The sequence below is a fragment of the Nannocystis sp. RBIL2 genome (assembly GCF_026626745.1).
Taxonomy (GTDB): domain Bacteria; phylum Myxococcota_A; class Polyangia; order Nannocystales; family Nannocystaceae; genus Nannocystis.
The window spans coordinates 5,425,022-5,440,295 of record NZ_JAPNJW010000001.1 but is presented as its reverse complement, the minus strand read 5'-3'; the positions used below and the strand labels follow the sequence as shown (position 1 = coordinate 5,440,295).

At 73.0% G+C, this 15,274-nt stretch carries 10 protein-coding genes; 4 read left to right on the top strand and 6 right to left on the bottom strand.

Annotation, left to right across the window (positions count from 1 at the left end):
- Positions 1–75 precede the first annotated feature (75 nt).
- Entirely contained in the window at positions 76–1,986 is a 1,911-nt protein-coding gene (locus tag OV090_RS50785) for an ABC transporter ATP-binding protein (protein WP_267705928.1), read from the top strand.
- Between the two features lie 583 nt (positions 1,987–2,569).
- On the opposite strand, the gene OV090_RS21590 is transcribed toward OV090_RS50785, so the two are convergent.
- From OV090_RS21590 to OV090_RS21575, 4 genes are all read right to left on the bottom strand, one after another.
- Positions 2,570–3,319 carry an amidohydrolase family protein gene (locus OV090_RS21590; protein ID WP_267705927.1) on the bottom strand — a complete coding sequence of 250 codons (750 nt, stop codon included), beginning with the start codon at positions 3,317–3,319 and terminating at the stop codon, positions 2,570–2,572.
- Positions 3,316–4,611 (bottom strand): hypothetical protein, encoded by a 1,296-nt coding sequence (locus OV090_RS21585; protein WP_267705926.1) that lies wholly within the window; start codon positions 4,609–4,611, stop codon positions 3,316–3,318. The genes OV090_RS21590 and OV090_RS21585 overlap by 4 nt, the downstream gene beginning before the upstream one ends.
- Positions 4,612–4,810: 199 nt before the next feature.
- Complete coding sequence (locus OV090_RS21580) at positions 4,811–6,343, bottom strand: ATP-binding protein (protein ID WP_267705925.1); 1,533 nt, start codon at positions 6,341–6,343, stop codon at positions 4,811–4,813.
- A complete protein-coding gene (locus OV090_RS21575) occupies positions 6,340–7,536 on the bottom strand; it encodes a HAMP domain-containing sensor histidine kinase (RefSeq protein ID WP_267705924.1) in 1,197 nt (398 codons plus the stop codon). The genes OV090_RS21580 and OV090_RS21575 overlap by 4 nt, the downstream gene beginning before the upstream one ends.
- A 635-nt stretch (positions 7,537–8,171) precedes the next feature.
- Here OV090_RS21575 and OV090_RS21570 point away from each other — a divergent pair.
- From OV090_RS21570 to OV090_RS21560, 3 genes are all read left to right on the top strand, one after another.
- A complete protein-coding gene (locus OV090_RS21570; RefSeq protein WP_267705923.1) occupies positions 8,172–9,680 on the top strand; it encodes a serine/threonine-protein kinase in 1,509 nt (502 codons plus the stop codon).
- 171 nt (positions 9,681–9,851) lie between these two features.
- Positions 9,852–10,634 carry a nucleotidyltransferase family protein gene (locus OV090_RS21565; RefSeq protein WP_267705922.1) on the top strand — a complete coding sequence of 261 codons (783 nt, stop codon included), beginning with the start codon at positions 9,852–9,854 and terminating at the stop codon, positions 10,632–10,634.
- A 3-nt stretch (positions 10,635–10,637) separates the two neighbouring features.
- Positions 10,638–11,387, top strand: a complete 750-nt coding sequence (locus tag OV090_RS21560) for a metallophosphoesterase (RefSeq protein ID WP_267705921.1) — start codon at positions 10,638–10,640, stop codon at positions 11,385–11,387.
- 124 nt (positions 11,388–11,511) lie between these two features.
- On the opposite strand, the gene OV090_RS21555 is transcribed toward OV090_RS21560, so the two are convergent.
- Both OV090_RS21555 and OV090_RS21550 read right to left on the bottom strand, forming a co-directional pair.
- Positions 11,512–14,040: a type IIL restriction-modification enzyme MmeI gene (locus OV090_RS21555; RefSeq protein WP_267705920.1), complete on the bottom strand. Its 2,529-nt coding sequence runs from the start codon at positions 14,038–14,040 to the stop codon at positions 11,512–11,514.
- A gap of 729 nt (positions 14,041–14,769) precedes the next feature.
- Entirely contained in the window at positions 14,770–15,075 is a 306-nt protein-coding gene (locus OV090_RS21550) for a DUF3817 domain-containing protein (protein WP_267705919.1), read from the bottom strand.
- Between the last annotated feature and the right edge of the window lie 199 nt (positions 15,076–15,274).

Here is a 15,274-nt window from a genome sequence, read left to right as displayed (position 1 = left end):
TGGGGAGGAATTGTGCGGGGCGGGGAGGACTGCGCGGCATTGACAGGCGGCGTGGGCCCTGCGATGGCAAGGCGCGTGACGGCCGGACGTGCTCTCGCCGAACTGCCGGCCGCCTGGGCGCTGGCTCGAGCGCTCACGCTGACAGCCGGCGCGGAGGCGCTGCGCCGCGGTCTGCCGGTGTACGTCGGGCTTCTGGCCGTCGGAGGGTTGCTGTTCGGCGGCAACGGACTGTCGGCCAAGACGGTGGTCGAGGGGGCCGAGGCTTCACCGCTGGCGCGCGCGCTGCTGTGGGGCGCGTGGCTCGTCGCGCTGACGCCGACCATGGCGGCGGTGTGGCAGACGAAGTCGAGCTTGTGGTTGCGCTCGTTGCCGGCGCCACGCACGTGGCACCTGGCGATCCTCGTCGGGTTGTCGATCGTCGCCGAGTCGATGTGGACGATCCTGTGGGGAGTCGGCGGCGGACCGCTGGCGGCCGCAGGGGCGCTGGGAGGGGCGCTGGCTGGTCACGGCGTATTGCTGGCGCGACCTGCGGGGATCCGCGGGTGGGCGATCGTGGCGGCGGCGACGACGGGCTTGCTGCTGGCTCCGTCACCGGTGCTGGCGGTGGTGAGCTGGCCGATCGCCGTGATGTCGCTGCGGTCGGCCTGGCTGGCGGCTCCGACGCGCTCGGCAGCGGGGCGCGGGCTGGCGCGCGGGCTGCCCGGGCCGTGGCTGCTGGCGCTGGCGCTGGCGCTCAGCGTGGCTCGCGGCCAGGCGACCGTGCTGGCCCGCGGGGCGCTGGTGATGGCAATGGCGGCGGCGGCGGCGTGGCTGGCAGCAGGCACGAATCAGGTGAGCGACCCGGCGGGGCTGCAGATTTATCTGTGCGGATTCATGGTGCCGGCAGGATTGGTGGCAGGATCGGCGGTGAGCGGGCCGCTCCTCCGCATCGAGCAAGCCGCATCGTGGCTGCTGCGCACGGCGGGGGCGTCGGCGCAGGTGCGGCGAGGGGCGGCAGCGCTGGCGCTGGCGGGGCTGGGAGCCGGGCTCGGGGCCGTCTGCGGGGCCGGGCTGGCTCTGGGGCGCGCGCCTTCGGCAGCGCCGCGGCTGCTGCTGGCGGGCGCGCTGGCCGGCGCGAGCCTGCTGGTGTTCGCCGGGCTGGCGGCGCGCTGGACCGAGCGATTCGGCAGCCGCGGCCCGGGGCGGCTGGTCCTGGTGCTGCTGCTGGCGGCGACGCTGGCGGTGGGGTCCCTGGCGTGGTGGCCGACGACGGCGGTGCTCGGGTGGGCGCTGGCGACCACGATGGTATGGCTGATCGGACATGTTCAATGGAACAGCCCGGCGATGGCGAAGGAAGGTGCGACGGTGGTGCTGGAGATGTTCGGCGTGCGCAAGCGGCTGGGGACGCGGATCGTGCTCGAGAAGGTCGACCTGCGCTGCACCGCGGGCGAGGTGCGGCTGCTCCTGGGCGAGAACGGGGCGGGCAAGTCGACGCTGCTGCGGATCGCGGCCGGGCTGGTCGAGCCGGACCGCGGCTCGGTCACGGTGGCAGGTGCGGCGCTGAGCGGCGGGACTGCCGGTCGCCGCGCGCTGGGCTACGCGCCCGACACTGCCGATGCTTTTCCGGACCTGGGAGTGCGCGAGCTGCTGGCGTTGGTGGCGGCGATCAAGCGAGCGCCGCTGCCGAGCCCGCAGCTGTGCGAGCGCCTGGGCTTGGCGCGAGTGATGGATCAGCGGATGCGCACCTTGTCTTTCGGACAGGTCAAGCGGACGTACCTGGCGGCGGCGACGATCGGCGCGCCGCCGCTGTGGATCCTCGACGAACCGAGCAACGGGCTCGACCCGGAGGGCGGCGCGCTGGTGGCGACGCTGCTGCACGAGCACGCGGCCGCAGGCGGAGCGGCGCTGGTGGCCACGAACGACGCCCGCTTCGTGTCGCTGTGCCCTGGGCAAGTGGTGCGATTGATCGACGGGACGCTGCGCGAGGAGCCACGCGCGGAGGGGTGAGGACGCCGGGTGTCGTGCGATGGGCTGCGGGCGCACGACAGCGGGTGCATGAAGGGCGAGCGCGAGGATAGGGGGCGACTGATGGGCGAGGAGCCACGCGCGGATGAGTGAGGACGCCGGGCGTCGTGCGATGGGCTGCGGGCGCACGACAGCGGATGCATGAAGGGCGAGCGCGAGGATAGGGGGCGACTGATGCGCGAGGATCCGCGCGCGAATGAGTGAGGACGCCGGGTGTGGTGCGATGGGCTGCGGGCGGCGGGTGCATGAAGCGCGAGCGCGAGGATAGGATGCGACTGATGCGCGAGGAGCCACGCGCGGAGGGGTGAGGACGCCGGGTGTGGTGCGATGGGCTGCGGGCGCACGACAGCGGGGCGAGCGCGAGGATAGGATGCGACTGATGCGCGAGGAGCCACGCGCGGATGAGTGAGGACGCCGGGTGTGTTGCGATGGGCTGCCGGGGCACGACAACGGATGCTTGAAGCGCGAGCGCGAGCGCAGGATGCGATGGATGCACCGACTCCCGACGTGCGCGCGGCGGTCGCGGGTAGAAGATTTGCGCGAAGGATAATGCAGCCCGCGCGGCTCAGAGCGACGCGGGGCGGTACCAGGCGATCGGATTGTCCCACAAGGCGCGGCGGGCGAGCTCCGGGCCGAGGGTCTCTCGCAGGAGGTCGAGGTCGGCGCGGGTGAAGGGGCGGGGGGCGCGGGTGGAGGGGAGGTCGGTGCCGAACATCAGGGCGCCGTGATCGACGGCGGCGATCTGGCGCAGCACGTCGGCGACGTCGAAGTCGACCCGGCCGAAGCCCGTGGCCTTGACGCGGACGCCTCGCTCGACCAGGGCGAGCAAGGTGGGCAAGCCGGCGGCAGACAGGCCGAGGTGGTCGATGCTGACCCGCGGCAATGCACACAGTCGCGCGGCGAGGCCGGGCAGGTCGGCGGAATCGACGTAGAGCTCGACGTGCCAGCCGGCGAGGTCGTACACGCGGCGGGCCAGCGGTTCGAGGTCGGCGAGGTCGGCGGAGCCGCCGCGGCGCAGGTTGAAGCGCACTGCCCGGACGCCGCGGTCGTTCAAGCGCAAGACTTCGGCGTCGGCGACGTCGGCCGGGAGCTGGGTGACGCCGACGTAGGTCGGGCCGAGGCGGGCCAGGGCGTGCTCGAGGTAGGACTGATCGAAGGCCTGGAACGAGCCCGATACGACCGCGCCGCCGGTGATACCGAGATCTGTCGCATGGGACATGTACTCGGGGACATCGAAGGGCGCGGGCAACCAGCCGTGGTTGGGGACCAGAGGGAAGCGCGGGTCGATGACGTGGAGGTGGGCGTCGAAGATCATGAGACCGCGGCGCGGTGGCGGCGGCAATCCTCGCGTAGCACGGCCAGGGCGCGGTCGCGCGGGTATTCGCCCAGGAGGCCGGCGAGCACCTGCTCGGCCTCGGCCATGCGTCGCTCGTCGATGGCGCGCACGGCGGTGACGACCGCGTCCCGCGTGACCCGCTTGTCCGCGCGCGGGCCCGGCGGGTCGGCGGCGAAGAGCTCGAAGATCGCCGGCGGGCGCTGCTGACCGGGCGCGCGGCTGCTGCCGAGCGGGCGGCTGTCGCGGGCGAGGTCGGGCGGGAGGCGAGCGTGCACGGCGTCGGTGACGAGGAGGTCGACGTCGAAGCGCCGGGTGAGCCCTTCGAGATGGCTGGCGAGCTGGACTGCGCCGGCGACGACGGTGCCCTGCATGCGGTCGTCGGCGCCGACGAGGCCGAGAGTGACGGGGCCGACGTGGACGCCGACGCCGAGGTCGACGCCGAGGTCGCGCGCGCAGGCGAGCAGCGCGAGGGCAGCGCGCACTGCCTGGGCCGGCGAGTCGGGGAAGACGGCGACGAGGCCGCCGCCGAGGTACTTGTCGACGACGCCGCCGTGGGCGTGGATCGGCGGGACGATGGCGGCGAAGATGCGGTTGAGCGCGGCGAAGGGGGCGGCGTCGGTGGGGCCGCGCAGGTCGACGCAGAGGACCGTCATCTCGCGCTCGACCTGGTCGCCGAGCGCGGCCGCGGCAACGTCGTCGCGCCCGAGCAGGGTCAGGAGGCCGGCCGGGACGAAGCGGGCGGTGGCGCTGCTCAGGGCGCGTTCGCGGCGGTGGAGCGCGGCGATCGCAGTGATGTCGCGGTACGAGCGGAGGGCGCCGACGACTGTGGTGGCGAGCCGCCGGGCGGTCAGCTCGGTCTTGTCGCGGTAGTCGTGAATGTCGTAGTCGGACATGACCTTTTGTTCAGGTGCATGCCCGGGCTGGCCGGTGCGCAGGACGATGCGGACGTGCGGGTCGCCGAGCTCCTCGCGGATCCACCGCGCCAGCTCGAGGCCGGCGTGGTCGGACTCCATGACGACGTCGAGCATGATCACGCCGATGTCGCGCTCGGCCGTCAATGCATCGCGGGCCGCGGCGGCGCTGTGGCGCGAGCGCAGGGCGATCGGTCGGCCGTCGACGGCGAGTCCGGCGAGGGCCAGGCGGGTGACGTCATGGACCTCGGGGTCGTCGTCGACGATCAGGAGCTTCCACGGCGGCGCAGACGGGGGCGCGGCTGCGGGCTCGTCGTCGGTGGCGAAGCGGACCAGGTCGTCGTGGTGCGGGCGAGTCATGAGTTTGCCGGGCGCGCGGGGAAGACGGTGGTGCGGCGCTCAAGTGCGGCGCGGGCGAGCGGGCCGCGCAAGCGAGCGAGGTCGTCGTGCGGGCGAGTCATGAGTCTTCGGGGCGCGCGGGGAAGCGGACGACGACGGTGGGGCGCGGGGCGGGCGATGAGCGTGCGGCGAGAGCGGGCCAGGTCGTCGTGCGGGCGGGTCATAAGTCTCCGGGGCGCGCGGGGAAGCGGACGACGACGGTGGTGCCGCGTTCGGGTGCGGCGCGGGCGACGATCGTGCCGCGGAGCAGGTCGGTGACGAGGTTGTGGACGATGTAGAGCCCGAGGCCGCTGCCCTGGTCGCGGGCGGTGGTGAAGAAGGGCTCGTAGATCCGCAGGAGCGTGGCCGTAGTCATGCCGACGCCGTCGTCGCGGCAGCCGATCTCGACCAGCTCGCCCGCGACCTGATCGACCCACACGACCACGCGGCCGGGCCTGCCGGCGGGGAAGGCGTGGGTCAGGGCGTTGTGGACGAGGTTGGTGACGATCTGCGCCAGCGCGGCCGGGAACACCGAGACGATCGGGTCGGCGCGCACGTCGACGCCGACGCGGTGCGGGGTGCCGGAGGAGAGCGAGCTCAGGCTGGCGACGACGGTGCTCACATATGTCCCGATGGACATGTCCTCGCGGACCTTTTCGGAGCTGTCGAGGGCGATCTGCTTGACCCCGGCGACCAGGGCGGCGGCGCGGCGCAGGTTGGCGAGCGCCATGTCGGCGGCGGCGAGCGCCTGCTGCAGGTGGTGCCGCATGTCGCGCTGGCGCAGGATGCCGGCCTCGAACGAGGCGCGCAGCTCGTGCAGCTGATCCTGGGCGAGGCTGGCGGCGGTGACCGCGACGCCGAGCGGGTTGCCGATCTCGTGGGCGATGCCGTCGACGAGCCCGCCGAGCGCGGTTCGCTTCTCCTTGCGCAGGAGCTCCTCGCGGGCGGCGTCGAGGGCGGTCCGCAGGCGCTCGGCCCGGCGCCGCTCGGTGACGTCGCGCAGCGTCAGCCACACGCCGGCGAACCGCTGCCGCGGCAAGGCCAGCGGGCGGGCGGCGAACTCGAGCCAGCGGCCGCGGTGCTGCAACTCGCGGCCGAGCGCGGCGCGGCCGGCGAGGTGGTCGCGCAGCGGGGCGAGCGAGTCGCCCTGCAGCAGGTCGACGAGCGCCGCGCCGCGCACCGCCTCCTCGCTCAGCGGGATGTTGCGGGTCGAGCGGAGGTCGAGCAGGCGGAAGAAGGCGGGGTTGTACTCGAGCAGCTTGCCGTCGCTGCCGAGCACTGCGACGCCCTCGGCCGATTGATGCACGACCTCGCGCCACAGCTCGCGGCTCTGGGCCAGCTCGCACACGAGGTTGCCGGCGCCGCCGAGGTCCTCGACGAAGGCGAGCCAGCCGACGTCGGTGCGCGAGAGGAGCAGGCGGGTGAGGACCTCGCGGGCGCCGAGGCGGAGGTGGATGTCGAGGTCGATGTGGTCGGCGTTGCTGTGACTGACGAGCTCGTCGAAGCGGAGGATCCCACGGCGATCGCGGACGCTGAAGAGGGCGTCGAGCGGGCGCCCGAGGACCTCGTCGGCGCGCTCGCCCGCGATCGCGGCGAAGCCGGCGTCGAAGCTGCGGACGACGAGCCGCGGGTCGAGCTCGAGCCGGCCGAGGTGCGGGACGACCGGCGCGGACGGGGCTCGCGGCGCGCGGGAGTGGGTGTCGGGTGGGGTCATGCCTCGGCGTGGGCGGGGAAGCGGACGGTGAAGCGAGCGCCGCGCCCGGGCGTGGACTCGGCGCGGATCGTGCCGCACAGGAGGTCGGTGACGAGGTTGTGGACGATGTGGAGCCCGAGGCCGCTGCCGCCGCTGCCGCGCGCGGTGGTGAAGAAGGGCTCGTAGACCCGGCGCAGCAGCTCGGGCGAGATGCCGACGCCGTCGTCGCCGCAGCCGAGCTCGACCTGGCCGTCGGCGGAGCGGTCGATCCACAAGATGACCGTTCCGACATGTCCCGAAGGAAATGCGTGCACGAGCGCGTTGTGCAGCAGGTTGGTGACGATCTGGGCGATCGCGCCGGGGTAGGTGGTGACGACGAGGTCGGCCCGCACGTCGACCTCGACCCGGTGCGGGCCGCGGCGGTACAGCGGCGCCAGGCTGGCCAAAAGCTCGTGGACGTGGGCGCCGAGGGCGACCGCGCGCCGCGATTCGCTGCTCTGGTCGACCGCGAGCTGCTTGAAGCCGGCGACGAGGCCGGCGGCCCGCTGGAGGTTGCCGAGGCCGATGTCCGCGGCCTCGCGCGCGCGCCCGAGGCCGCCCACGAGGTCGCGCTGGCGCAGCGCGCCGGCGGCGAAGGCGTCGCTCAGCTCCTGCAGGCAGTCCTGCGCGAGCGAGACTGCGGTGACGGCGACGCCGAGCGGGGTGCCCACCTCGTGGGCGACGCCGGCGACGAGGCCGCCGAGCGCGGCCAGCTTCTCGCGCCGCACCAGCTCGCGCTGGGCGTCGTCGACGACTGCGTGGAGCTTGCGCGCGTAGGTGTCGGCGGTGAGGAAGGCGGCCTCGGAGCAGGCGGCGTCGACCCGGCGCAGGATGGCGAAGGCGAGGTGGTGCGGGACGCTGTGGCGGGCGAGGACCGGCCCCATCGCGCGGTGGAACGCGAAGAAGCCGCGCAGGAGGGTGGAGATCTGGAACCGCTGGGTCGAGCGCAAGGTGGTGACCCGCTCGATGAAGGCGTCGCGCGGCCGCGGGTCGCCGTCCAGCAGCAGCGCAGCGTAGGCCCGCACGCTCTCGGCCACCAGCGCCCGCGTCTCGGCCAATGGCCGCTCCGCCAGGTCGACCGCGGCCGCCTCCCGCACCCACGCGGTGCCGGCCTCGATGATGGCCTCGTCGTGGACCGCCAGCAGCCGGCGCAGCGTCATCATCGATTCGTCCATGCCGGTCGCGGGCGAGGATAGGCCCGCGCTTTGCCCCGTACAAGTGGCGCGTCAATGGGCGATCGCGAGGAACGATGTATTCGCAAACGTTGAAAAGTAGCCGCACAGCCTGCTGGGGCCTGCCGGCGACGGTGCGGGGGCGATCGTGGACGCGGCGAATGTGCTGAGCACAAACTCTGTCGATTCGATCCTCCGCCCCCGCTTACGAATGATAAGCCGAATGTAGAGTGTAGACAGGGGTGTGATGCGACAATGTCCGAAGAGACAGGTCGAGCCGCGAGCGCTGCAAGCCGTGCGCGGCGGGGACCGAGCTCGGCCGAGCTCGCCGGGGTGCCGCGCGGGCGCGAGGCGCGGGTACACGCGGGCCCGGGGACGCGGCGCGACATCCGGCATGGCCGCAGGCAAGAGTCTGCCGGCGGGGGCGGCGGCGGCGATCTCCCTGGTGCGAGTCGCGCCGCCGGGCGCGTCCCGGGGCAGGTGACGGGGCGGTGACGGCCGGCGGGCGCGGCCCCGAGTCGGCGCGCGGGCGCGGGCCCTCGCCGGCCCTCGGGGCCCCGGGGACGCGATGGCCGGCCGAACCGCGTGAGCGGACGCGCGATGGCGCCGCGGGCCCGAATTCTCTTATGCTGCCGGCCATGAGCCCGGGCGAGCAGGACCGCACCGTATTGCCTCGACGGTGCCCGACGTGCGGGGAGCACTTTCCGCTCGATTACAAGGTCTGCCCGCGCCACGCGGTCGAGCTGATCGGGGTCGATTCGCAGACCGACGACCCGTACATCGGCTCGACGCTGGCGGAGAAGTACCGCATCGAGGCGGTGATCGGCGACGGCGGGATGGGGCGGGTCTACGAGGCCAAGCACGTCCGCATGCCCGGTCGCACCGTGGCGGTGAAGATCCTCCACCGCGTGCTGGCGAGCGACGCCGAGGTGGTGTCCCGCTTCCGCCGCGAGGCCGAGATCGCCGCGGCCATCGTGCACCCCAACGTGGTGCAGATCCACGACGTCGACCAGACGATCGACGGGACGCCGTTCATCGTGTGCGAGCGGCTGGTCGGCGAGGACCTCGGGCAACACCTCGACCGGGTCGGCCGGATCGGCGTGCGCGAGACGGTCCACATCCTCCGCCAGGCGGCGGCGGTGCTGACGGTGGCGCACTCGCGCGGGGTCATCCACCGCGACCTCAAGCCGACCAACCTGTTCCTCGTCGGCGACCCGGCGAGCCCGACGGTCAAGCTGATCGACTTCGGCATCGCCAAGCTACATGACCCGAAGGCCAGCCAGACGCAGACCGGGATGATCATGGGCACGCCGGCCTACATGGCGCCGGAGCAGGCGCGTGGGTCGAAGGTCGACGGGCGCGCCGACCTCTACGCTCTCGGCGCGATCGCCTATCGCTGCGTCACGGGGCGGCCGCCGTTCGACATCGACGACGCCGCGGCGGCGCTGCACGCGGTGCTGACGTCGGAGCCGCCGCGGCCGCGCGCGATCCTCCGCGAGCTGCCGGAGGCGTTCGAGATGGTGCTGCAGCGGGCGATGGCGCGCGAGCCGGCGCAGCGCTACGCGGACCTCGAGGAGTTCGACGCCGCGCTGGCCGGCTTCGTCGCGCCGGCCGACCCGACCGAGGCGGTCGCGCTGCGCGCGTCGACGTCGCTGGCGGCCCGCAGTGCCACCGACATCGACGAGCTGTCGGCGGTGGCGCGGCGCGCCCGGCCGGAGATCGCGGCTTACTCGGGCATCGGCGCGGCGCTCCTGATCGGCGGCCTGGCCGATGTGCTGGCGCTGATCTTCTCGGCGTCGTCGGTGCCGGGCGGGCTCGCGGTGGCGGCGGCGTTCGGGGTGCTGGCCACGCCGGGCTACCTCTACGTCCGCTACTTGCAGCGCGAGGTGTGGAGCAACAGCCCGCGCGCGGTGGCGTGGGCGCGCTCGCTGGCGGCGATGGTCAGCGCGGCGGGGATGGTCTACGCGGCCTCGTTCCTGTGCCTGCGCCTTCTCGACCTGTCCCTCGGGTCAGGTGATGGTCCGGGCGGGTGGGGCCGCATCCCGCCGTGGGTGCTGGCGCTCGGCGCGGCGGTGGCGGTCTGGCGGCTGCGCCAGCAGGCCCGCTCGACCCGCGAAGAGGCGCTCCTGTCGATCTCGGTGTTCTGAGGCCCCTGCAGCCGCCGCACGCCGCGCCAAAGGGGGTGCGGGTTCTCCGCCGAACGAGCCGCCGGCCCCGGAAGTTGACGCAAAGCACACTTTGCGGCAGCGCCGGGGACGCCGCTTCGACGCGTCGCGCAGCGGTGCTCAGACTCCCAGAACCATGACGGAGGGGGGCCCGTGACCGACCTGGTGGACCCACAAGCCCGGAATTTCTACGTCCGCACGATGCAAGCGCTGACGGCCGCCGAGGTGCCGTTCATGGTCGGAGGCGCCTACGCCTTCGCCCGCTACACCGGCATCGAGCGCCACACCAAAGACCTCGACATCTTCGTCCTGCCCGAGGACGCGGAGCGCACGCTCGCGGTGCTGGCCGCCGAGGGCTACACAGTCGACATGGCGTTCCCGCACTGGCTGGGCAAGGCCCACTGCGGCGAGGACTTCGTCGACGTCATCTTCAGCTCCGGCAACGCAGTCGCCCGCGTCGACGCGCAGTGGTTCGACCACGCCCGCCGCGACCTGGTGCTCGACCAGGACGTGCTGCTGGTGCCGCCGGAGGAGATGGTGTGGAGCAAGGCGTTCATCATGGAGCGCGAGCGCTTCGACGGCGCCGACGTGGCCCACGTGCTGCGCGCCTGCGCCGACGAGCTCGACTGGTCGCGCCTGGTCCGTCGCTTCGGCGACCACTTCCGCGTGCTGCTGTCGCACCTGATCCTGTTCGGCTTCATCTACCCCGGTGAACAGAGCAAGATCCCCGGCCCGGTGATGCTCCACCTGCTCGACCGCCTGCGCCGCGACACCTACGCGCAGAAGAGCGTGTGCAAAGGGACATTGCTCTCGAGACAGCAATACCTGACCGACATCGACTGCTGGGAGCTGGCCGACGCGCGGCTCGAGGAGCGCTGGATGTCGCGCGAAGACATCGCCCACTGGACGGCCGCGATCGACAAGCACGGGAGGTGACGGATGGACGCAGCGACGGGTACGACCATCCGGATCGCGGCGGTGAGCGATCTGCACTGCACCAAGCAGTCGCACGGCGCTCTGTCGCCGCTGCTGCAGCAGGCCGCCCAGGCCGCCGACGTGCTGGTGATGTGCGGCGACCTGACCGACTACGGCCTGCCCGAGGAGGCCCACGTATTGGCGCGCGAGCTCCACGGGCTGCGCGCGCCGATCGTGGCGGTGCTCGGCAACCACGACTTCGAATCCGGCCACGAGACGGAGGTGAAGGAGATCCTCACCGCCGCCGGAGTGACGGTGCTCGACGGCGAGTCGGTCGAGGTCCGCGGGGTCGGGATCGCCGGGATCAAGGGCTTCTGCGGCGGCTTCGGCCGCTACTCGCTGGGCCCGTGGGGCGAGTCCGGGACCAAGGCGTTCGTCCGCGAGACCCTCGACGAGGCGCTCAAGCTCGAGTCGGCGCTGGCCCGCCTGCGCACGCCGCAACGCCTGGCGCTGCTGCACTACTCGCCGATCCGCGCGACCGTGGAGGGCGAGCCGCTCGAGATCTTCCCGTTCCTCGGCTCCAGCCGCCTCGAGGAGCCGCTGATGCGCTACCCGGTGTCGGCGGTGATCCACGGCCACGCGCACAAGGGCTATCCCGAAGGGACCATGAGCAACGGGGTGCCGGTGTACAACGTGGCGCTGCCGCTGATGCGCCGGCTCCACCCCGACGGGCCGCACTTCCGGCTGATCGAGCTGCCCGCCGCGGAGGCGTGAGCCGCGAGATGGACATGTCCTGAAGGACATGTCATGCTTCGACCCCACGTCTTCGCTCGCAGGCGTCGACCTCGGACATGTTCTGAAGGACATGTTCTGATCGACAGCGCGCGGTCGGGCGCAGTCACTGCGCGGCGATGGCGTTGGCAGCGAGCAGCCGGTCGAACAGCTCGGCGGCGACGGGCTCGCCCGCCAGCGGCCGCGGCCAGGCGGGCAGCCGCAGGTCGCTCCAGGCGTAGGCGTCGAGCACTGCGCGATCGAGGAGGTCGTGAGCGGCCCGCAGGTCGTCGAGCAGCGATTCGCGGCGCGGGCCGAGGAGGGCGTTGTAGAGGGCTGTCAACGAGCGCGCGGGGCCGGCGAGGGCGGCTGCGCGGGCGGCGAGCAGTCGCGCGGCCGAGGCCGCCAGGGCGGGGCTGTCGACGCGCGGGCCAGCGGCGGGGAACGGGAAATTATTAAAACAGTCGGAGATCGAGTAGCGCAGGTCGGTCTTCATCGACGAGGCGAGGTGGCGGGCCCACAGCTCGTGGACCCGCGACTGCAACACCGCGAACAGGCTGAGCGGGGCCGGGCTGGCGTAGACGTAGGTGGTATGGCTATAGACATAGTCGGTGGCGACGAGGTCGAAGACGAGGTGCTTGCCGACCTGCGAATTGACGACACAACGGTCGAGGCCGCGGAGGGCGGCGTAGAGGCCAGGCGCGGGCTCGCCGAAGCGCCACCAGTGACGCCGGCGGACCTCGCGGGGATTGCGGTCGCGCTCCGGCTTGACGCGCTCGCGCACGAGCGCCAAAAGGTCGGGCCAGGCCTCGGCCTCGGCCAGGCTGCAAGCGCCGAAGTTGATGACGAAGCGCCGCGGGCCGCCAGCGTGGGCGATGTCGTCGCCCCCGAGGTAAGGGAAGATCCGCGCGCCGTTGCGCGGGTCGCGAGCGAGCAGCTCGGCCCGCTCGGCGGCGGTGAGCAAGAAACCCTGGCCGTAGACCTTGCTGCCGGCGAAGGCGATCCTGCGGTTCGCCGCGAGCGGACGCGGATCGGGCCGCTCGCTCCCGGCGTGCAGGTGGGAGGTGAGGCCGGCGACGAGACGCACGCGGTGGGTGGAGGCGGGGGGTTCGTCGGCGACGGGTCGATGGGACAGGTCGAGATCGAGGGGGTCGATGAGATTGGATGGTTTTTGGGACAGGTTATGCGCTGGCTCGCGCAGCAGGTAGGGAGCGGCCGCAGCCGCCGCGGGGCCGCGGGCGAGGTGGACGACCGCGACCGTGACGACTGCCGCCTCGGGCCAGGGCAGGTCGCGGGTGACGTCGTAGAGGACGTGGCCGCGGGCGAGCAGAGGCTGCAGGCCGGTGGTCCGCGTGTCACCCTGGCCGATGGTGTTGGTGGCGATGAAGCCGATGGTGCCGCTGGCGGCGAGGAGGCCGTCGACGCGGCGGAGGAAGTGCGCGCACAAATCGGCGTTGCCGTGGGCGCCCGGGTGGAGGGCGAGCAGCCACGCGAGGTAGGGATCGCCGAAGGCGCCGGAGATCTGGCTGCCGCCGAGGAAGGGCGGGTTGCCGACGAAGGCGTCGAAGGGGTGGGAGAAGGCGAGCGGCCAGTGGAGCGGCGGGGCGAGCGGGGCGGGCGCGGGGAAGGCCGGCAGATCACCGCCGCGGGCGAGCGCGGCCTCGACGGCGAGGAGCCGGCGGCGGCGCTCGCGTTCGCGGTCCCGATCTGTCCGCTGGGACAGGAATGCGCCGACGACGAGGTCGCCCAAACGAACGGCGAGCTCGGGGTCGCGGGCAATTGCAGCGGCGATCGCCGGCTGCGCGGGAGCAGGCCGCCAGTGGAAGGCGCGCAGGGCGGCGAGGTCGAGGCCGAGGAGGGCGTCGCCGTGTCGAAGGTTTTTTAAAAGGAAGCCCGCCGGCGGGTCACCTGTCCCGAAGAGCAGCCAGAGCGAACGCCGGGCGAGGGCGACTGCGAAGGGGTCGGCGTCGACGCCGAAGACGCAGCGCTCGACGACGAGCCGGCGCGCTCGCCGGTGCCGATCGGGCGAGAGGTCGCCGGCGCGCTCCCAGGCGGCGACGAGGTGGAGGGCGAGGCGGCGGGCGACTGCGAGGAGGAAGGCGCCGCAGCCCATGGCCGGGTCGCAGACCTTCAGCCGGAGCAGTTGGTCGGCCGTCGGCGCGGGGCCCAGCGCGGCGAGCAGGGGTCGCAGGGCGGCGCAGACGACGGTGTCGGCGAGGTAACGCGGGGTGTAGTGAGCGCCGGCGCGGCGGCGGTCGGGAGATGGCTGAAAGACCAGGTCACCCGGGCGGCCGGTGGCTGGCGGATCGCCGCGGGCGCGGGCGAGGACCTTGCGGGCGAGGGTCTGGTCGTCGACACCGGCGAGCCCGCTCACGCACCGCCGGGCGGCCTCGCGCGAGAGGCCGAGGCCGCGCAAATGGTGGGCGCGCGAGGCGTGAGGCGCCGCCAGGAGCTCGGGCAGGGAGATCCAAATGGTACGACCGTAAAGGTCGCGCAGCGGGAAGGCGCCGACGTCGAGGCGGACGATCCGGCGGCCGGCGAGGGCGGCGTAGACCTCGCCGAGCGCCTCGACGGGGAGCGGCGGCGAGTGGGTGCGGGCGGCGATCTCAGCAGTCCCAGGGGACAGGTCGGAACGGACAGGTGACTCGTTCGCCAAGGCCGGTGGATCGGGGCCGGGGAGGGCGAGCGGCGTGGAGGTGAGGGGCCGGTCTCGCAGTGCGGCGGGATCGGGACCGGGGTGTGAGGAAGGTGGCCGAAGGGGCAGGTCGCGCCATGCGGGGTCCGGCGCGGGCGGATCAGGGCCGGGGAGGGCGGCCGAAGAAGATGATCGAAGGGGCAGGTCGCGTGATGCGGAGGCCGGCGCGGGTGGATCGGGGCCGGGGAGGGCGACCGAAGGAGATGACCGAAGGGACAGGTCGCGCGGCGCGGGCGGATCGGGGCCGGAGAGGGCGACCGCAGAAGACGACCGAAGGGGCAGGTCGAGCGGCGCGGGCGGATCGGGGCCGGGGAGGGCGATTGAAGAAGATGACCGAAGGGACAGGTCCTGCGGTGTAGGCGCGGGCGGGTCGGGCCCGGAGGCGGTGACTTCTATGTCTTCACCAAGATGAGATGGCCGAGGGGGCAGGTCCGAAGCGACAGGTGGGTCGCGCGTGCGAGGCGGATCGTGATCCGGCCATGGGTCTGTCTCAAAAGACAGGTCGGGAGGAACAGCCTCCAAGAAGAGCTCGGGCGGGATGGCGAGCAGGGCGCGGGCCAGGAGCTTGGCGTGGGCAGCGGCGCCGTCCTGCGCGGCGGCGCGGACGAGTTCGGGGCTCGGCGCGACGAGGGCGGCGTCGAGGGCGGCGGCGACTCGCTCGAGCAGGGCGCGCGGCGGCGACATGGGGGCTCAGCGCGCGGCGGCCCGCTCCTCTTCGCGGAGGCGACGCTCGAGCACGAAGGCGCCGAACGGGATGACGCTGGCGATGAAGGCGCCGGCGATCTTCGCCAGCGGCCAGCGCGCGGCGGTCGAGGCCGACAGCAGGGCGAGGATGAAGAGCACGAACAAAAGGCCGTGCGCCCAGCCGACGTAGCGCACCGCCTCGGGGATGCCGGCGGCGTACTTGAGCGGCATGGCGATCCCGAGCAGCACGAGGAACGAGATGCCTTCGAGGAGGCTGACCAGGCGGAACCGACCGATCTCGGTGTTGAGCATCGAGCGTGAAGCTAGCGCGTCCGCGCCAGCGCGACCACCGCTCTGCTGGCTGCGACGATCCGCCGCGGACTCACTGGCAGGGCGGTCTCCCGGCTCGGGGACGACGATCGGCCGCAGACTCACTTGCAGGCGAGTCGTCGATCTCGCGGTCGCACGCGCGGACGAGAATCCGTCCGCGGACTCGCTGGTAGGGACGTTT